The organism is Pseudomyxococcus flavus, assembly GCF_050038885.1.
Classification (GTDB): domain Bacteria; phylum Myxococcota; class Myxococcia; order Myxococcales; family Myxococcaceae; genus Myxococcus; species Myxococcus flavus.
This window is the reverse complement of the sequence record NZ_CP143624.1, coordinates 4,240,129-4,258,140: the sequence shown is the minus strand read 5'-3', so window position 1 is coordinate 4,258,140 and position 18,012 is coordinate 4,240,129. Positions and strand designations below refer to the sequence as shown.

Genomic DNA, 18,012 nt, shown 5'->3' with positions numbered 1-18,012 from the left:
CCGGTGGCACGCGCGCGCCAGGGTGCATTGATTGATGGGGACAAAGCCCCGCTCCAGGGGAGGGAGCGCGCCATGGCGGAGACGGAGCCAGGCCTGGAAACAGGCGGGCGAGGCAGCCCCCGCGCCCGTCGGGGAGAGGACGCGCTGGTGGACAACCTGGACGGCATCGTCTGGGAGGCCGACCCCTCCTTCCGCTTCGTCTTCGTCAGCAAGCAGGCGGAGCGGCTGCTCGGCTACCCGGTGGAGCGCTGGCTCGACGAGCCTGACTTCTGGGTGGAGCACCTGCACCCGGAGGACCGCGACTGGGCGTCCGCCTACTGTCTCTCCGCGGCGAGGCAAGGCCGTCCCCACGAGTTCGAGTACCGGATGCTGGCCGCCGACGGCCGCACCGTCTGGCTGCGCGACATCGTCACCGTGCAGTCCGAGGACGGCCGCGCCCTCAGGCTGCACGGCATCATGGTCGACGTCACCGAACAGCACAGCGCCCAGGAGCGGCTCGCGCAGACCGTGTCCCTGCTGGAAGCCACGCTGGACTCGACGACGGACGGGCTCCTGGTGGTGGACCGGCACGGGCGCATCACCGCCCACAACCGCCAGTTCAAGCGCCTCTGGGGCCTGAGCGAGCTGCAGGGCTTCGTGCAGGACGCGGCCGTGCTGGAGGCGGTGCGAGAGAAGGTGAAGGACCCGGAAGCCTTCTTCGCGCGGCTCCAGGCGCTGCACACGGCACCGGCCGAGGAGAGCTTCGATGTCATCGAACTGCGCGACGGACGCCTCCTGGAGCGCTACTCGCTGCCCCAGTGGCACCGGGGCACCATCACCGGCCGCGTCTGGAGCTTCCGCGACGTCACCGAGCGCGTGCGGGCGGAGCGCACGCAGGAGCGGCTGCTGGGGGAAGCCCACGAGGCCATCCGCGTGCGCGACGACTTCCTCTCCATCGCCGCGCACGAGCTGAAGACCCCGCTGACGCCGCTGCGCCTCCAGTTGGAGCTGATGAAGCGCGCCCTGAAGGAGAAGACCGGCATCCCCGAGGAGCGCGTGGACAAGGCCATGGCCCAGGTGCACCGGCTGACGTCGCTCGTCAACGACCTGGTGGACGCCTCCAGCGTGGAGGCGGGTCGGCTGAAGCTGCGGCGCGCGCCCGTGCCGCTCCTCGAGGTGGCGCGGGAGGTGTGCTCGGACTTCCGCGCCATCAGCCCGGACCATGACTTCGCGTGCGAGCTGTCCCAGGAGGAGCTCGTCGTGATGGGCGACCGGGGCCGGCTGACCCAGCTTTTGACCAGCCTCATGGAGAACGCCCTCAAGTACAGCCCCCAGGGCGGCACCGTGCGCATCACGCTGGCCCACGTGGACGCGGACGCCCTGCTGGCCGTGGCGGACGTGGGCATCGGCATTCCGAAGGAGGAGCAGGCGCACCTCTTCGAGCGCTTCTTCCGCGCCCGCAACGCCCCCGTGTCCCGCTATGGAGGACTGGGGCTGGGCCTCTATGTCTGCCGCGACATCGTCGAGCGGCACGGCGGCCGCATCTGGGTGGAGAGCGAGCCGGGCCGGGGCTCCACGTTCTACGTCTCGCTCCCCGTGCTCTCCCCGCGGGCGCGGCACGAGGCGCGGCCCTGACGGGCCTCACCGCAGGATGGGACCGCTGCTCAGCCGCGTGACGGCGCCATGGAGCATGCCCAGTTGGCGGGGCACCCTCTCGAGCAGCGCGCCGAAGACGGGGTCGTCCGTCTTGCAGGAGACCTGCAGCGGGGGCAGCGGCGGCGGCACGCGCCGGGCACGCAACGCCTCCGCGAGGTCGTCGAGCGCGCGGCCGGCCTGGTGCGCCAGGAGCTTCAGCTGGCCGGGGACCTCCGCCTCCGGCCGCTCCATGCCCAGGGCCGTCACCACGGTGGCGAAGCGGCGCGCATAGGTGATGACGGCCATGCCGGACTCGAGCTGCTGGGGCGGCCCGTGGAACTCGGCCGTGAGGCGCTCGAAGGAAGCCTCCGCGTCCAGCAGGGCCAGGCCGAAGTGGCGGCGCGCGGCGGCGGCCTCCGGCAGGGCGGCGTTGTGGCGGGAGATGACCTCCCGCAGGTAGTCCCCATCCGCGCGCAGCGCCGCCGCCGCGGCCTCCGGGAAGCGCCGGCGCTCCGGCATGGGCCACAGGAGCCACGCCCCCATCAGCGCGAGCGCGCAGGCCAGCAGCACGCCCAGGGCGCGCTGTCCCGCGAGGCTCCAGTCTCCCGAGCTCAACGTGGCCAGCAGCAGGTAGTCCGGCGTGAGCAGCACCTGGAAGGCGCCGAAGTTGATGGGCAGCAGCGCCACCGACACCGCCGTCAGCAGGACGATGACGGTGAGCAGCGCGGAGGGGGAATGTACGCGCGTGGCAATCACCGCCGCCAGGCACGCGCCCAGCAGCGTCCCGCCCACGCGCTGGAGCGCGCGCTCCTCGGTGATGGCCGAATAGGGCTGGAGGATGGCGATGACGGTGAGGCTCACCCAGTGGGCGTCACGGATGCCCACGAGCTGGGTCACCACCAGCGCCACCGTGGCCACCAGCCCCACCCGCAGCGCGTGCCGGAACACCAGCGAGTCCGAGTGGAGGTGGTCGCGCAGCGGCGCCAGCCAGGAGCGCGCATGCCGCGGCTCGCTCCCCACCACGCTGCGCCCGCGGTCGGACACGGGGTCCCCGTGCAAGAGGCCCGCGGCCGTCTCGTGCACCACCCCGGCCATCTCCCGCAGCTTCCTCAAGATGACGTCCACGTGCAGCGACAGCGGGTCCTCGCGCGTGCGGATGCCCGACGAGGGCCGGTGGTAGCCGCGGCGTCGGCGCGAGCGAGGCACCAGCCGGGGCGCGCGTGGCGCCCCCTCGTTGCGCTCGTACACCAGCACCTGCTCCACCCAGGACGCCATGGCCGCGTAGGCATCACACAGCGACTCCACCCGCGCCCGGAGCGGCAGGAAGCGAGGCTCGCGCACGGCCGCCTCCATGGCCTCGGCCAGGGCGATGAGCTGGGCGGACAACGGCTCGCACGTCTCCAGCAGCACCAGCAGATGCTCGCCCCGCCGGGACTTGCCCAGGTGACTGCCGCGGGTGGCGCCCAGGGTGGCGCGCGCGTGCTCCATGAGGGGCCGCACGCCCAGGTGCCGCTCGGCCGCCTCCACCCACTCCTGGGAGCTGGCGCTCTCGCGCGACAGCCGGCTCAGGTCCCAGCACGCCTCCGCCAGCTCCCGGTACACGCGCGCGATGGCCCGGCGCGCCGGGCGGTAGGGCCGCAGGGGCCACAGCACCAGCGACAACGTCATGGCCCAGACGCCGCCGAACAGCAGCCAGAACCCACGGGCCAGCGTGGCCTCCAGCTCCACCGCGGGCGCGCCCAGCGACACCACGAAGATGACCGCGAGCTGCCCGCCCACCGAGCCCGCTGTCTCGCCGTAGCTGCGCGCGAAGGCGGCGGCCGTCACGCCCAGCCACATCAGGGTCACGTCCAGCCAGGGCGTCGACCCGCCCGGCGCGCCCAGCGCCCCCACCACGGCGCCCAGCACCGTCACCGCGCCCAGCTCCTTCGCGCGCGCCCGGTACGAGCCGCCCTTGTCGGCCAGCGAGACCAGGAGTCCAGACAAGCCTCCCCAGCTCGCATCCTTCACGCCGAGCAGGAAGGCGAGGACCAGGGGGACGGCGGTGGCCAGCGCGGTCCGGAGCCCCGCCCCGACGGCGGGCTTGCCTGGCCGGACCCGGAGAACGGAGCGCAGGTGTCGAAACAGTCGGCGCATCCTGAGAGCGTTGGCAACGTGAGGCGCGGAAGGAACCTCTGCCCTTCTCCTCCGGGCACCCCAGCGGCCAGGGGAGCCAGGGCGCCCGGGCCCGCGCGGCCACACGTTCCGAAAAAGGGTTTCACGGACCGGCCGCGCCACACATGCCGTAACGTGTCGTCCCCGCCAAGGAGCGACACCTCGTGGAGACCCTCGTCCGCATCGCCGAAGGCCTGGGCCGCTTCTCGTCGCGCTTCGTGCCCAGCGCGTTCGCCATCGCCGTCCTGCTCACGTTGTTCACCATGGCGCTGGCCACGGGCTGGGCCGGCGCCGCGCCGCCCGCGGTGCTGGATGCCTGGGGCAGCGGCTTCTGGGAGCTGCTCGGCTTCTCCATGCAGATGGCGCTGGTGATGTTCACCGGCTACCTGCTGGCGCTCACGGCGCCGGTGCGCGCGCTGCTGGAGCGCGCGGCGCGGGTGCCGCGAACGCCCCGGGGCGCGGCGGCGTGGATGGCGTTCGTCTCCATGGCGCTGGCGTACATCAACTGGGGCCTGTCGCTGGTGGCCAGCGCGATGCTGGTCCGCTTCATGGTGAAGCGCCGGCCGGACGTGGACTACCGGCTGCTGGTGGCGTGCGCGTACTTCGGCCTGGGCGCCACCTGGCACTCGGGCCTGTCCGCCTCCGCGCCGCTGCTGGTGGCCACGCCGGGCCACTTCCTGGAGAAGAGCCTGGGGGTGCTGCCCATCGACACGACGCTGTTCTCCCCCTTCAACGTGGGCCTCACGCTCGCCGTGGTGGCGGGGCTGACGCTGCTCGCGTGGGTGCTGCACCCGCGGCCGGAGAACACCGTCCGCGTGGACCCGGCGGTGCTGGAGTCGCTGGGCGACTTCGTGCCCCCCTCGCGCCCCTCGGAGCGGAGCTTCGCCCTCTGGCTGGACCACTCGCGGCTGCTCAACACCCTCATCGGCGTGCTGGGCCTGCTGTGGCTGGCGCGGCACCTGTGGATGAATGGCGGCTGGCGCGCGCTCAACCTCAACGTGGTGAACTTCACCTTCCTGGTGCTGGCGGTGCTGCTGCACGGCACGCCCGCGCGGCTGCTCAAGGCCAGCGAGGAGGCCGGCACCGTGCTGCACGGCATCGTCCTCCAGTTCCCGCTGTACGCGGGCATCTACGGCATCTTCAAGGCCACCGGCCTGACGGAGCGCATCGGCGAGCTGTTCGTGTCGCTGTCCACCCGCGAGACCTTCCCCGCCATCGTCTACCTCTACAGCGGCGTGGTGAACTACTTCGTCCCCTCCGGCGGCTCGAAGTGGGCCATCGAGGCGCCCTACCTGCTGGACGCCGCGACACGGCTGGGCGTGGAACCCCAGAAGGTCGTGCTGGCGTATGCGTGGGGAGACATGGCCACCGACCTCATCCAGCCCTTCTGGGCGCTGCCGCTGCTGGCGGTGGCGCGGCTGGAGTTCAAGGAGCTCCTGGGCTTCCTGCTGGTGGCCTTCCTCGTGTACCTGCCGCTGGTGACGCTGGCCTTCTTCCTCTTCGGCTGAGCGGCGCGGGGGCGTGGCGGAAGGAAGCGGCGTGATTCTGTGCTACACCCCCTCTTGCATGGTGGGCCTGGGGGCCCGCCTCATCACGAGAACGAGGGGACTTGAGATGGCGAAGATGCTGACGCGGAGCCTGCTGTGCGCGGTGCTGGGGATGTCGTCGGTGGCACTGGCGCAGGACGCGGCGCCGGCCGCCGGAGCGCCCGCCGCCACGCCGGTCAAGGCGCCGGACGCGGACGCGGTGCGCGACACCTGGAACTACTTCTACAAGGGCCAGGGCCAGGGCCCGGTGCTGGTGGATGCCAAGGTCTGCACGGAGGTCGCCAAGGAAGGCCCCAACAAGTACGAGTGCATCGCCGAGGTGGGCCCCGAGGGCATCAAGGCCGGCACCACCGTCATGCTGTGGCAGGCCTATCTGGTGCCGCAGGGCGACGCCATCGATGACCTGATGGTGCAGTCGAAGCAGGGCACCGTCGTCCGCGAGACGAAGGACGTGAAGATCAAGGGCGAGGGCTGGCGCGCGCGGCAGTGGACGGGCCTGCGGCTGAGCAAGCCCGGCGCCTGGACGGTGTCGGTGCTGCGCGGTGACCAGGTCCTGAAGGAGATTCAGGTCAAGGTCCTCTGATTCGCGCCTGAAGCAGGCCGAAGCACCCGGCGCCCGCCAGACCACCTGGCGGGCGTTCGCTTTGGAGGGCCATGGACAGACATCTGCCCTCCAGGTCCGTCGTTTTTCCCCCGACGTTCCCTGGAGGACAGGGAGTTTTTTCAGCACACCCGACACGCCGCTCTGCCCCGGGGGCAATGTTCCGCTGCGCTCCCGAGGGAATCCGCCCCGGAGGGGCATCTGGCAGTGCCCTTGCACAAGCACCACTCCGGTTGAGGGGCAGGGGGCTGTCGGGGCTGGGGTTGGGGGAGAGGCCGGGGCGGGGATGGAGGGGTGGCGATGGGCAATCGGGGTGCTGTCGTGCGGGCTTCTCCTCGCGGGGTGCGGGGAGCGGGCGCACGCGGCGGCCCGCGCTCCGGGCTTGGAGGTGGCGGGGTCGGCCGCAGGTGAGGGCGAGGGGGTCCTGGCGTGGACGCGTCCGCTGGTGCTGGGGGACAGCGAGGCGCCACATACCGTGGTGGCTCCCGACGGGGACGTCCTCGTCGCGGCGACCTACCGTGAACCTCTGGACCTTGGGGGAGGTCCCCTGCCCTTCAACCACGTATCGAACGCGCCGCACCTGGTGGTGGCGCGCTTCTCACCGGGCGGCACCCTGCGCTGGGCGCACGGGCTGACGCCTGCAATGGCATCCACGCGCGCACGCGTCGGCGGGCTCGCGGTGGACGGCGAGGGCAACGTGTGGCTGGGCGGCACGTCCGCGGGCTTCACGCTGGGCGCGCGGGAGCTGCCCGCGGGGCCCTTCCTCGCCCGGCTTTCACCCCAGGGCGCGCTGGAGCGCGTGCGGCGCTTCGACGGAGAAGGCACGCTCGCCATCAACGCCCTGGCGCCGGACGGCACCGGCGGCGTGGTGGTGGCGGGAGACTTCAGCGGACAGCGGCACTTCGGGGACGCCGTGAGGCAGGCGCCCGAGGGCCAGCGCTCCGCCTTCGTGGTGAGCCTGGACGGCCATGGCCAGACGCGCTGGAGCCGCGTGTGGAGCGCGCGCGCCGAGGGCCTGGTGACGGCCCGGGCGGTGGCCGTGGATGTCTTTGGCGGCGTCTACGTCACGGGCGCCTACGCGGGCGGTGTCTGTTTTGGCGGCCCGGCGCTGGTCACGGTGCGGCAGCGCACGCCCTTTGCCCTCAAGCTCTCGCCCGAGGGGGCCCACGTGTGGAGCCGGGACTTGCGCGGCACGGAGGGCACCGCGAGCGCCGTGGCGGTGGGCCCCGACCGCGTCTTCGTCGGCGGCAACTTCTCCGGGCGCTTCTACTTCCGGGGAGAGCCTCACACGTCCAGCGGCGCCCAGGGCTTCGTGGCGGCCTTTGACGCCGCCGGCAAGGAGCGCTGGGCGCGCTCCTTCGCGGCCACCGCCTCCGCGCTGGCCACGGACGACGCGGGCCAGCTCACCCTCGTGGGCTCGCATGATGGTGGCCTGGACCTGGGCGCACGCGGCGGCGCCCCCGCGGGGCTCTACGTGGCACGGCTCCACCCCGAGGACGGGGCTTCGCTCTGGGTGCGCACGTTCTCCAGTCCCAGCGCCCCGCAGGCGCGCTCGGTGGCGGTGGACCTGGGTGGCCACGCGGTGGTGGCCGGCGCGCTCGCGCGCATCTACCCGGAGGGCACGCCCTACCCCCGCCCGCGGGATGGGTTCCTCCTTCGCCTGAAGCCGTGAGCCCGGCTGCCCACGTCCAAGTCAGTGAAACCTTGAGGCCCGGGGCTCAGCAATAGTCGCTCGAGCCCAGCAGGCGCGTCGGTGCCTCGCCGACAGCGGCTCGCAGCTCGCGGTTGAAGTGTGACTGGTCGTAGTAACCAGCCTCGTGCGCGAGCTGGGACAGGCGCATGCCGGGCCTGTACGCGGACACCGCGCTCTTCAGGCGCAGGATGGAAGCGAGCCGCTTCGGCGAGGCACCGACCGCACGGCGAAAGCCCTTCTCCAGCGCGTCCTGGCTGAGTCCCAGGTCGCGCGCGAGCCTGGCGATGCGCACCGCTCCCGGCTCCGACTGAAGCGCCTGCACCGCGGCCTGGACGGCGCCGGGGACCGCATGGGGGCGCAAGCGTGAGAGCAGGAACGCATCCAGGAGGGCCACGCGCCGGGCATCATCTCCGGCGTCCGCGATTCGCGACGCCACGCGGTCCACCTGCGCACGGGGCACCAGGCTGTCGAGCGCGAGTGTCTCTCCGAAGAGCAGGTGCATGGGCGTGTCGAAGAAGAACGCCGCACCGCCCGCGCGGAACTTGGCGAGGATGATGCCACTGCCCGCCAGGGTGCGCATGCGCCTCGCGCTGACGCGCAGTCCGGAGATGACGCTGTCGGGGACGGTGCGCGCCTCCCCGCCTTCGACCAGCTGCGAGGCGCCTCGGAAGCGGAAGCCGATGACGATGCTCGGCTCGGGAATGAGGACACGCGTCATCTCCTCCTGCGTCTCCATCACCTCGAAGACGCGGACGAAGGGCGCCAGCCTCTCGCTTGGGGTGAACACCGTCACGGCCATGGGCGGCCTCGAGCATGCCGGGCGACGTGACGGTCTGCACTGAATTCGTCCAAGCCCGCCGCGAGCCACCATCGGTACGGTGCGCCCATGCTTCGCAGACTCGCTACCGCGGCCCTTGCCTCCTTCCTCATCGCCTGCACCACCCCCCATGCGGCGCGCGCCATCCCGGAGAACACCCCGCCCATGAAGCTGACCATCGACCTCGAACAGAACCCGGACATCCAGTTCCGCATCGACCGCTTCTCCGTGCCCGAAGCCGCGCGGCCGGAGCTCGAAGCGGCCATCCATCGCAGCACCCGGTTCCTTCGGACGCAGCCGGGCTTCCTCGGACACGTCGTCCTCGAACGGCAGAACGACACCTCGGGCTACAACCTCATGACCGTGGCGGCCTGGGAGAGCCCGGATGCACTGGAGAAAGCGGGCGCGGAGGCGCGTGCGTACTACGAGCGCATCGGCGTCGACGTGCCGGCGTTGCTTTCCCGGTTGGGCGTGAAGATGGAGCGCGGCAACTACCGTGCGCCGCTCGCGCTTCAGTAACGGACCTCGTCCTGCATGCGCCGGTAGCCGCCCGGCCCCACGCCGTGCCACCGTTTGAAGGCCTTGTTGAACGCCACGGGGCTGACGTAGCCCACGCGCTCGGCCACCTCGGGGAGGGTGTCCTGCGTCTCTCGCAGCCACTGCGCGGCCTTCGTCATCCGCCACCGCGCCAGATACTGGAGCGGCGGCTCGCCGACGAGCTGGTGGAACCGCGCCGCGAAGCCCGAGCGTGACACCCCCACCGAGGCCGCCAGCCGCTCCACCGTCCAGGGCTCGCCCAGGCGCCCGTGCATCAACCCGAGCGCGGCGCCAATGGTCGGGTCCGACAGGGCCTGCAATCCCGCGCCGTCCGTGGCGGAAGTCTCTGCCCGCGCGCGGAACGCCTGGACGAGCAGGACATCCGCGAGCCGTCCCAGGACCAGCGCACTGCCCGGCTTGCGCGCCTGGCTCTCGGCGTCGATGAGCCGCACCGTCGAGGAGAGCCACGAAGCCACCTGGGGCTCCTGCGCCGACAGGTGGATGGCGGGCGGGAGCGAAGCCAGCAGCGGACTCTGCACGCCCGAGCTGAACCGGAAGCATCCGGTGATGAGCGTGCTGACCGGTCCCGCGCCACCGAGCCGGCACGGGGCCGCCACCGGTCCTCGCAACGCCTCGGCGGGGATGAAGTCCCGGGCCGCGGGCGCTCGCCGGGTGCCGTCATCCAACACATGCGCCGAGCCCTGAGGCACCAACACCACGTCGCCCGCGGACACCTGGAATGACGGGGCCACGCCATCCACCCGAAGCCGCATCTGGCCATGCGCCAGCACATAGAAGGTCGCGTTCTCCTTCTTCGGCAGACGCAGCGCCCAGGGCGCCCCCAGCTCGAAGCGGCCAAAGAGCACCGTGGAGAGGCGCAGCGTCTCCAGGACGTCGGAGACGACATCCGGCGGGTCCGCCACCGGGCTTGGACGCTCGGGCAATAAAGATGGACGTACTGGCATTGAGAATCCATAGCCCCGGCGGCACCCTTCGTCCATCACAAACCCGGAGCAAGACATGAACCTCTCTTCACCTGCGCGAGATGCGGGGGCGTTGATGGACGCCCACCTGGCGCTGATTGGCACGGACATCGAACGCTGGCTCGGCCTCTTCGCCGAGGACGCCGTCGTCGAGTTCCCCTATGCGCCGTCGCTCGGCGCGCCCGAGCGCCTGGTTGGCCGGGAGGCCATCCGCGGCTACTTCGCGGAAACGCCGAAGCACTTCCTGGGGCTCGTCTTCTCGAACGTCCGGCGCTACCTCACGACGGACCCTGACGTGGCCATCGCGGAGGTGCACGGCTCCGCGACCATCGCGCTCACGGGCAAGCCGTACGAGCAGGACTACATCCTGGTGCTGAAATCGCGGGAGGGGCGCATCGTCCACTACCGCGAGTACTGGGACCCCATCCTCGGGCTCAGGGCCTTCGGGGGCACCGAGAACCTCCAGCAGATGGTGAACCCGTCATGACGGCGCCTCAGCGACAGAACGGTGGCCGCGTCCTCGTCATCGGGGCGGCGGGCAACACGGGGCGGTACATCGTCTCGCGCCTCACGGAGCTTGGCGTGCCCGTCCGCGCGGCGACGCGCCAGGGTGGGCTGCCGGGCGGCTCCGTCGAGGCGGTGCGCTTCGACTGGGCGGACGCGACCAGCCATGACGCGGCGCTGGCGGGCGTGGAGCGCATGTATTTGATTGCCCCGCGAGAGGTGGAGGACCCCTCCGCCCTGATGCTGCCCTTCATCGAGCGCGCGCTGGCGCGGGGCGTCCGGCGCGCGGTCCTGCTCAGTGCTTCCGCCATCCCGGAAGGCACACCAGGCCATGGGACGGTGCACCAGGCACTTCGCGAGCGCATGCCCGAATGGACGGTGCTCCAGCCCTCCTGGTTCATGCAGAACTTCGCCGACCCGAAGCATCACTTCGGCGCGGCCATCCGGCGGGACGGCTTGATGGTGACAGCGACGGGCCAGGGCCGCGTCGGCTTCGTCGATGCGCACGACATCGCGGAGGTGGCCGTGCGGGCGCTCACCGATGAGCGCGCCCATGACACCGCGCACGTCATCACCGGACCTCAAGCACTGGGGTACGACGACATCGCGGCCATCCTCACCCGGGTGACGGGACGTCCGGTACGGCACCAGGCCGTGAGCACGGACGAGGCACAGCGATTCATGGAAGCGGGAGGCATGCCGGCGCCCTACGCCAGGTTCCTCGCCCAGCTCGAGGAGACGATACGGAATGGAGCGGAGGACCGGGTGACACAAACGGTGTCACGCGTGACGGGGCGCGAGCCGCGCTCCTTCGAGGACTTCGCCAGGGCCCACGCCGCGAGCTGGCGCTGAGCGCACCACCGTCAGCGGGTGAGGAGCACGGCCCTGCTGTCCACGTTGAGGACCTGAGGCCCCTCAGGTAGCGAGACCAGCGGCGTGTCCCAGTGCGCGTGACCGCAAATCACCAGCAGGTCCTCGCGGGCCGGCAGCGCCTCTCGAATGGCGGCGCTGCCACGCATGCGCGTCCCGGGCACATCCGGCCCCTGGTGGAACACCAGCACCTCGGGCGGCTGCCGCATGACGCGGCGGACCTCCCGGAGGAAAGTCTCCTCGTCGCGTCGGCCCGGCTTGTCCGGGCGGCCGATGATGCCGCCCACGCCGCCCATTCGCAGACCATCCATCTCGACCACATCGCCATCGAGCAACCGCAACGCCGGGCGCTGGCGGAAGAACCGCGCCTGCTCACGTGTGCCCCCAAAGGTGTCGTGATTCCCCGCCACGCCCACCACCCAGCGGAACTGCTGCCCGAAGGCCTCCCAGACGGACCGCACGTCCCCGGAAGCGCCCCTCACCATGGCGGTGTCGTCCGAATACAGGTCCCCCGCCAGCACGACGCCCGTGTGCGCCAAGGGAGGCAATGCGCCCTGTTCGCTCAAGGCCGCGAGGCCATCCGCCAGGACTTCCCCCAGGAAGGGCCACCGCGCCTCCTCGCAACGCGCAAGGCGCGACCCCTTGCAGGTCCGACGTCACCACCAGGGCATCCAGCCCCGCCGGCAGCGCGTCGACCTGCCCCTTCAGGAGAGGCAGGCTCTGGGTTTCGGCACCACCCCTGGGGGCGGCGGCAAGGTAGGGCCACAGGGACAACGGCTCCGGTTCGAGCTTCAGGATTCGCACGGCGCCCCGCGTCGCCCCTGGCCGCGCAATCCTGACAGCCACGTCCCCGCCCGCCTCGCTGGGACCGGAGGCGGCGGCCCCAGCGAGGCGGGCACCGCGAGCAGCGCCTAGAACAGCCGCAACAGCGTCAGGGAGATGTTCGCGCTGGCGGACCGCACGCCGCCCAGCAGGCACTGCGTCACGCCGGGCACGGAGGAGAGGTCCATCGTCTTGATGGCGATCGCGTCCTCATAGCGACCGGTGGAGACGCGCCCCAGGAGGGTGATGGTCGTCATTCCCGGGGGCCGCACGTCCGCGCCGCCGACGAACTCGATGATGCTCTGGGAGCCATCGCTCCACGTCACTGTGTCCTGGGTCGGCACGCTCGCGAGCAGGCAGCTCGCCGTGCCATTGCCAGTGATGGTGAACGCGCCAAAGGCAATCCCAGGGTCTGCTGGGTCCAGACAGGAGGTGAACTGCCCCGTCCCCGTCACGTTCGTCGCCCGGGCAAACAGGGAGATGGCGGGTGAATATTTCTGGCTTTGATTCCCCTGCGAGCACTCGACCAGCGTGAACTCGGGCGGGAGGACCTGTGCGGACGCCGTCGCGGGGACGACAGCGGATGCCAGCATGGCGGCAATGCCACTCACGCAATTGAGAACGGAGAATGAGCTCTTGAGAGAGAGGCGGTTCATGGAGACCTCCAGGACAGCGGCGGGGGAGGCGCCAAGATTGAGAGCGCCCCTCACGACAGCCATTGCCTCGAAGGGCCGCCCCTCGTCCGCCGCTCGCCAGTCCTCGCCGCAGTCGCCAACTCGGCGTTGCGAAAATATGATGACCATCATATTCATGACTCCCGAGGGCGCGCCATGACGCGGCCCCGCCACAGGAGGGTTCGTCGATGGAGGCCTACATTCTGGATGCGGTCCGTACCCCTCGTGCCCGGGCCCGGCCCGGAAAGGGCGCGCTCAGCGGGTTGCACCCGCAGGAGCTGCTGGCCCAGACGCTGAAGCAGCTCCCGCTGCGAACGGGCGTGGACGTCGCGGACCTGGACGACGTGGTGGTGGGCGTGGTGTCCCAGATTGAAGCCCAGGGCGCGAACCTCGCGCGCAACGCGCTGCTGGCGGCCGGGTGGCCCATCGGGATTCCCGGCTTCAGCCTCAACCGTTTCTGCGGCTCGGGACTCCAGGCGCTGTCACTGGCCGCCATGGGCGTGGCGTCCGGGGTGCAGCACCTCGTCGTCGCGGGCGGCGTGGAGCAGATGAGCCGCTACGGCCTCAACGCGGACGGCGGCGGAACGGATGGGGGCAACGTCGACCTGCGACGGCGCTTCTTCCAGGTGCCCCAGGGCATCTCCGCCGACCTCATCGCGACGCTGGAGGGCTTCACCCGGCAGGAGCTGGACGCCTTCGGGCTCCGCTCGCAGCAGCTCGCCGCGCGGGCCCAGGCCGAGGGACGGTTCCAGCGCAGCCTGTTCCCGGTGACGCATCCCCAGACGGGCGAGGTGCTGCTGGCGGTGGATGACCATCCGCGGCCGGACACGACCGCGGAGAAGCTGGCCGCGCTCACGCCCTCCTTCATCCAGCTCGGCGCCCGTCCCGAGGGCCCCGCGGGCGAGACGCTGGACGAACTGGCGCTGCGCGCCTACCCCCGCGCGGGAGCAGTCCGCCACCTGCACACGGCGGGGACCTCCAGCGGCATCGCGGATGGCGCGGGCGCCGTGCTCGTCGCATCCAAAGACTACCTGCGTGCGCACGGGCTGAAGCCCCGCGCGCGGGTCCGCGCGGTGAGCGCCGTGGGCAGCGACCCCGTCCTGATGCTGACCGGACCGGCGGTGGCCGCGCGCAAGGCACTGGACGCCGCGGGCCTGAAGCCTCGCGACATCGACCTGTGGGAAATCAACGAGGCCTTCGCGGCCGTGGTGCTCCAGACGATGCGTGCGCTGGAGCTGGACCTGGAGCGCGTCAACGTCAACGGCGGCGCCATCGCCCTGGGTCATCCCCTGGGCGCGACCGGCAGCATCCTGGTGGGCACCGCCCTGGACGAGCTGGAACGAAGAGGCCAGTCGCTGGCGCTCGTCACCCTGTGCACCAGCGGCGGTCAGGCGGTGGCGGCGGTGCTCGAGCGCGTGTGAGCCGCTCCGTGTGGCACGGCGCGGGGCCCGGTGAGCAGGCCCCGCGTCCCGAGCCTCAGCTCGGGTGGAGCCACTCCCGCAGCTTCGTGACGGTGAGCTCGATGGCGCCCCGGGTCGCGGGCGTCTGGGCCAGCGCGTTGAGCATGACGAAGTCATGGTGCGTGCCCAGGAAGCGGACCTGGGTGACGTTGACGCCCGCCTCGGAGAGCTTCGCGGCGTAGGCCTCGCCCTCGTCCCGCAGCACGTCGTTCTCGTCGGTGATGATGAGCGCGGGAGGCATTCCCTTGAGCTGGTCGAGCGATGCCTTCAGCGGCGACGCATGCGGATCCGCGCGCCTGGACGCCTCCGGGAGGTAGGCGTCCCAGAACCACTTCATCGCCTTGCGCGTCAGCCACGGTCCCTCGGCGAACTCCTGGTAGGAGCCGCTCTCGAAGTTGGCGTCGGTGACAGGATAGAACATCGCCTGGAAGCGGATGGGCGGCCCACCCCGCTCCTTCGCGAGCATGCTGACCACGGTGGTCATGTTGCCGCCGACGCTGTCCCCCACGATGGCCATTCGACTGGCATCCACGTTGAACTCATCCGGGTGCTCCGCCACGTACTTCGTCGCGGCATAGGCCTCCTCGATGGCCACCGGGAAGCGGCTCTCCGGGGAGCGGCTGTAGTCCACGAAGACGGCCGCGACATTCGCCCCCTTGACCAGCTCCCGCACCAGCCGCTCATGCGTCCTGCTGTCACCCATCACCCAGCCCGCGCCGTGGATGAACATGATGACCGGCAGGCGCTCCTTGCTTCCCTTCGGCCGGAAGAGCAGCGTCCGGACGGAACCCTTGGGCCCCACGGGCAGCTTGCGCTCCTCCACGTCCGCCTCCGGCATCGACACCGGGATGGATTGCGCCTTGAGGAGGACGTCTCGTGCCTGGTCCGGCGTCAGCGTGTACAGCGGCGGGCTGTTCGAGGCGGCCAGGTCCGAGACGAACTTCTGGGTCGAAGGGTCCAGGTTCATGGTTCTGTGCTCCTTGGTGGGACGTCCGCGGACGGACGCCGCCGGAAAGGTGCCAACCCGGACGCGGGCCGCAGCAACCCTGCGGGCAAGGCCCCGACGAAGCGGACTGGGCCCGAAGACGAAGCACCAGGGGCACCGGCCGCCTGAGCGCCCGGCGGTGGACAGAGACGGTGCCCCGCGAGCATCAGGACATGGCCGGCGGGTAGACTTCGTGGCGGACTCCTCGGAGGACCCCCGATGAACCGATTCGCGGTACGCGACCAGACGGACCGGCTCGACGCCCAGACGCAGTGCGAGGAGATTGTCCGCCTCCTCTCCACCCGGGAGTTCCCCTGGGACATCGAGCAGGCGCTCAGCTTCGCGCTGTTCCGGACCTATGCGGTGCCCAGCATCGGCGTGCTCCTGCACGAGACGGGTGAGTTCAACCAGCGCACCCAGAAGCGCTACGACGACACCGTGCTCATCCTGGACACCATCCTGGAGCACGGCATGTCCAGCCCGGCGGGCCGGAGTGCCTTCCGGCGCATGAACCAGATGCACGGCGCCTACGACATCTCCAACGACGACATGCGCTACGTGCTCTCCACCTTCGTGGTGATGCCCGTGCGCTGGCTGGCGGAGTTCGGCTGGCGCGCACTCACCCCGCACGAGGTGACGGCCTGGGTGAACTACTATCGCGCCGTGGGCCGCCACATGGGCATCCGGGACATCCCGGAGACGTATGACGCCTTCTCCACGCTCCTGGATGACTATGAAGCCGCGCACTTCGCCTACGACGCGCGCGGCAAGGCGGTGGCCGACGCCACGCTGGAGCTGCTCACCACCTTTCCTCCCACGAACCTCGCGCCCAAGCGGCTGGTCCATCTGTTCGCGCGGGCGCTGATGGAGGATGCGCTGCTCGACGCCTTCCAATACCCCCACCCGTCCAGGCTGAGCCGCACGGTGTTCCGGCTCGCGCTCAAGGCCCGCGGCAAGTTCGTCCGCTACGCGCTGTCACCCCGCAGGGAACCCCTCTACGCGAGGCAGCGCCCCAACATCCGCAGCTACCCGGACGGCTTCGCCGTCGAGTCGCTGGGCACCTTCCCCAAGACGTGCCCCGTGAAGCACGGCACGGGTCAGCGGGCCCCGTCCAGCGGCACACCCTGAGGTGGGACGACGTCCTCCGCGTACGCGGTGACGTGCCCACACACAGTGCAGGTCACCTTGAACGAGGGCGGCGGCGACGGGGACCGGCTCACGCCGGGAGGAGGATTTGCCCGAACTAGGGCGGGAACGACCTTCATGACCGAAGCCAGGTCATAGCCACCACCACAGTCGGAGCAACGCAGCAGGCGGGCCCGTCTTCGCAGTGCCCGCATATGGAGCGACTCACTGGCGAAGATGAGGACCAGGAAGAGGAGCGAACCGCAGACAGTCCAGGCCAGCCACAGCAGGAATGTGGACATGGGTGCCTCCTGAATCGTGCCAGGCAGCGGCGCGTTACTTCACTTCTGCTTCGCGGGAGCCAGCGACAACCCACGCGCGGCCAGCTCCTCCTTGAGGATACCCACGGCCTTGGGCCCCACGCCATGAAGCGCCAGCAGCTCCCGTTCCGAGAAGCGGGTGACCTGGTCGAGCCGCGTGACGCCCTCCACGGCGAGCGCGCTCGTCGCGGGCCTCCCGATGCCTCGGGGAAGGTCGGACGCGGCAGGCGCCTGAGCGGTGCGTCTGGAGGTGGAATCCGTGGGCATGGAGGCAACCAGCATAGCCACTCCACGCTGAGCAGAGAATGCACCCGCAGCGCATCTGCAGCCCGCGGTCCCGAGTCCGCCGAACCTGACGCATCCCGTCATGCTTTGGGGCCCTGGCATCAGCGGACCTGCGCCTGCGCGCGGTTGGAGACCCGCTGCATATCTGAGATTGATACAAGCCCAATGACTGTACCGACCCATCTCGAACCCATCTGTATATGTTTTCATACCCCTGTTTCAGGGGGCCAGACAGACCCGCCACCGGCGCTACCGAGTCAGTGCATCACTCGCTTTGCGCTGTGCAAATCACTGCACGGGGCAACCTGTCATTTTCACTGAAACAGACCTGGGAACGCCCGTTGCAATCTCGCGGGGTATGACCAAACACATCCTGGTGCTATTGCTTCTGGCCGCCCCTGCGGCCCATGCGTATCCATCAGGGATGGAGCTGCTGAAGGAGAGGCCCTGGCTCTTCGTCGGCCCCATGCTGAGCGTGGCAGGCCGCTCGGGAAGCCCCCAGCTGGGACTGGGAGTCGAGGCAACCTTCAACGTTGGTGGCCCCCTTGCCGCTACGGGCGTGTTCAGCCAGGTGCAGTGGATGACAGGCGGCCACACGAGGTTCTGTGGCGGCATCCAGATGACGGGACTGGGCAGTGGCGACATCCTGATATTGGGCCCGGGCAGAGGGCTGGAGTTGGGAGTGAAGCATGAGACAGGCACGGATACGCGCCTGGCCACGACGGGACTGCATATTGCTTCGTTCATCGGCTTCCTCGGCTCATCCATCGGGCTCCGCCTCGGCATCCCGCTCGGTACCTGGGGAAGCTCCGCCCCGGGCGGGCCCAAGCGCACCGCCCATGGAACCGAGGTGGGGCTCGTCCTGGCCCTCAAGGCCCCAATCCCACTCAAGAGCTGCAGGACCCTGGCCTGCAACCTCCTCCACTGACGCATGCGGACATCCCCGCCAAGCAGGCGCGCCTGTGGACAAAAGAACGCAATCAGGAAACTCTCACCCACACGCCCCGACAATACTCACACG

Annotated in this window: 17 protein-coding genes; 10 read left to right on the top strand and 7 right to left on the bottom strand. The window is 70.5% G+C overall.

The window, feature by feature from the left end; genetic code table 11:
* The first annotated feature begins 72 nt into the window (after positions 1–72).
* The gene (locus tag VZL07_RS17930; RefSeq protein ID WP_426756780.1) at positions 73–1,614 is read left to right on the top strand and encodes a PAS domain-containing sensor histidine kinase; all 1,542 of its coding nucleotides are present in this window, start codon (positions 73–75) and stop codon (positions 1,612–1,614) included.
* A 6-nt stretch (positions 1,615–1,620) separates the two neighbouring features.
* On the opposite strand, the gene VZL07_RS17925 is transcribed toward VZL07_RS17930, so the two are convergent.
* Positions 1,621–3,750, bottom strand: coding sequence for an FUSC family protein (locus tag VZL07_RS17925; protein ID WP_426756779.1), 2,130 nt, complete (start codon positions 3,748–3,750; stop codon positions 1,621–1,623).
* A 182-nt stretch (positions 3,751–3,932) separates the two neighbouring features.
* Here VZL07_RS17925 and VZL07_RS17920 point away from each other — a divergent pair, with 182 nt between their 5' ends.
* From VZL07_RS17920 to VZL07_RS17910, 3 genes are all read left to right on the top strand, one after another.
* The gene (locus VZL07_RS17920; RefSeq protein ID WP_426756778.1) at positions 3,933–5,276 is read left to right on the top strand and encodes a short-chain fatty acid transporter; all 1,344 of its coding nucleotides are present in this window, start codon (positions 3,933–3,935) and stop codon (positions 5,274–5,276) included.
* A 106-nt stretch (positions 5,277–5,382) separates the two neighbouring features.
* Positions 5,383–5,898: a hypothetical protein gene (locus VZL07_RS17915; protein ID WP_426756777.1), complete on the top strand. Its 516-nt coding sequence runs from the start codon at positions 5,383–5,385 to the stop codon at positions 5,896–5,898.
* Between the two features lie 493 nt (positions 5,899–6,391).
* Complete coding sequence (locus VZL07_RS17910; RefSeq protein WP_426756776.1) at positions 6,392–7,588, top strand: hypothetical protein; 1,197 nt, start codon at positions 6,392–6,394, stop codon at positions 7,586–7,588.
* 46 nt (positions 7,589–7,634) lie between these two features.
* Here VZL07_RS17910 and VZL07_RS17905 read toward each other — a convergent pair whose 3' ends face one another.
* The gene (locus tag VZL07_RS17905) at positions 7,635–8,408 is read right to left on the bottom strand and encodes a helix-turn-helix domain-containing protein (RefSeq protein WP_426756775.1); all 774 of its coding nucleotides are present in this window, start codon (positions 8,406–8,408) and stop codon (positions 7,635–7,637) included.
* Positions 8,409–8,495: 87 nt separating this feature from the next.
* On the opposite strand from VZL07_RS17905, the gene VZL07_RS17900 reads away from it, so the two are divergent.
* A complete protein-coding gene (locus VZL07_RS17900) occupies positions 8,496–8,945 on the top strand; it encodes an antibiotic biosynthesis monooxygenase family protein (RefSeq protein ID WP_426756774.1) in 450 nt (149 codons plus the stop codon).
* On the opposite strand, the gene VZL07_RS17895 is transcribed toward VZL07_RS17900, so the two are convergent.
* Positions 8,939–9,907, bottom strand: coding sequence for an AraC family transcriptional regulator (locus tag VZL07_RS17895; protein WP_426756772.1), 969 nt, complete (start codon positions 9,905–9,907; stop codon positions 8,939–8,941). The two genes, VZL07_RS17900 and VZL07_RS17895, sit on opposite strands and share 7 nt — an antisense overlap.
* A gap of 76 nt (positions 9,908–9,983) precedes the next feature.
* On the opposite strand from VZL07_RS17895, the gene VZL07_RS17890 reads away from it, so the two are divergent.
* Together VZL07_RS17890 and VZL07_RS17885 are read left to right on the top strand one after the other, a co-directional pair.
* Positions 9,984–10,433: a nuclear transport factor 2 family protein gene (locus tag VZL07_RS17890; RefSeq protein WP_426756771.1), complete on the top strand. Its 450-nt coding sequence runs from the start codon at positions 9,984–9,986 to the stop codon at positions 10,431–10,433.
* Positions 10,430–11,302, top strand: coding sequence for an NmrA family NAD(P)-binding protein (locus VZL07_RS17885; protein ID WP_426756770.1), 873 nt, complete (start codon positions 10,430–10,432; stop codon positions 11,300–11,302). The genes VZL07_RS17890 and VZL07_RS17885 overlap by 4 nt, the downstream gene beginning before the upstream one ends.
* A gap of 11 nt (positions 11,303–11,313) precedes the next feature.
* Here the strand turns inward: VZL07_RS17885 and VZL07_RS17880 are convergent, their stop codons facing one another.
* The gene (locus VZL07_RS17880; protein ID WP_426756769.1) at positions 11,314–11,868 is read right to left on the bottom strand and encodes a metallophosphoesterase family protein; all 555 of its coding nucleotides are present in this window, start codon (positions 11,866–11,868) and stop codon (positions 11,314–11,316) included.
* A gap of 363 nt (positions 11,869–12,231) precedes the next feature.
* Complete coding sequence (locus VZL07_RS17875) at positions 12,232–12,798, bottom strand: hypothetical protein (protein WP_426756768.1); 567 nt, start codon at positions 12,796–12,798, stop codon at positions 12,232–12,234.
* A 206-nt stretch (positions 12,799–13,004) separates the two neighbouring features.
* Between VZL07_RS17875 and VZL07_RS17870 the strand changes: the two genes are divergently transcribed.
* The gene (locus tag VZL07_RS17870; RefSeq protein ID WP_426756767.1) at positions 13,005–14,237 is read left to right on the top strand and encodes an acetyl-CoA C-acyltransferase; all 1,233 of its coding nucleotides are present in this window, start codon (positions 13,005–13,007) and stop codon (positions 14,235–14,237) included.
* Positions 14,238–14,292: 55 nt separating this feature from the next.
* On the opposite strand, the gene VZL07_RS17865 is transcribed toward VZL07_RS17870, so the two are convergent.
* The gene (locus tag VZL07_RS17865) at positions 14,293–15,243 is read right to left on the bottom strand and encodes an alpha/beta hydrolase (protein ID WP_426756766.1); all 951 of its coding nucleotides are present in this window, start codon (positions 15,241–15,243) and stop codon (positions 14,293–14,295) included.
* A 237-nt stretch (positions 15,244–15,480) separates the two neighbouring features.
* On the opposite strand from VZL07_RS17865, the gene VZL07_RS17860 reads away from it, so the two are divergent.
* Positions 15,481–16,389: an oxygenase MpaB family protein gene (locus tag VZL07_RS17860; RefSeq protein WP_426756765.1), complete on the top strand. Its 909-nt coding sequence runs from the start codon at positions 15,481–15,483 to the stop codon at positions 16,387–16,389.
* A 338-nt stretch (positions 16,390–16,727) separates the two neighbouring features.
* On the opposite strand, the gene VZL07_RS17855 is transcribed toward VZL07_RS17860, so the two are convergent.
* The gene (locus VZL07_RS17855) at positions 16,728–16,973 is read right to left on the bottom strand and encodes a DNA-binding protein (RefSeq protein WP_426756764.1); all 246 of its coding nucleotides are present in this window, start codon (positions 16,971–16,973) and stop codon (positions 16,728–16,730) included.
* Between the two features lie 376 nt (positions 16,974–17,349).
* Between VZL07_RS17855 and VZL07_RS17850 the strand changes: the two genes are divergently transcribed.
* Positions 17,350–17,919: a hypothetical protein gene (locus VZL07_RS17850; protein WP_426756763.1), complete on the top strand. Its 570-nt coding sequence runs from the start codon at positions 17,350–17,352 to the stop codon at positions 17,917–17,919.
* The last annotated feature ends 93 nt before the right edge of the window (positions 17,920–18,012 follow it).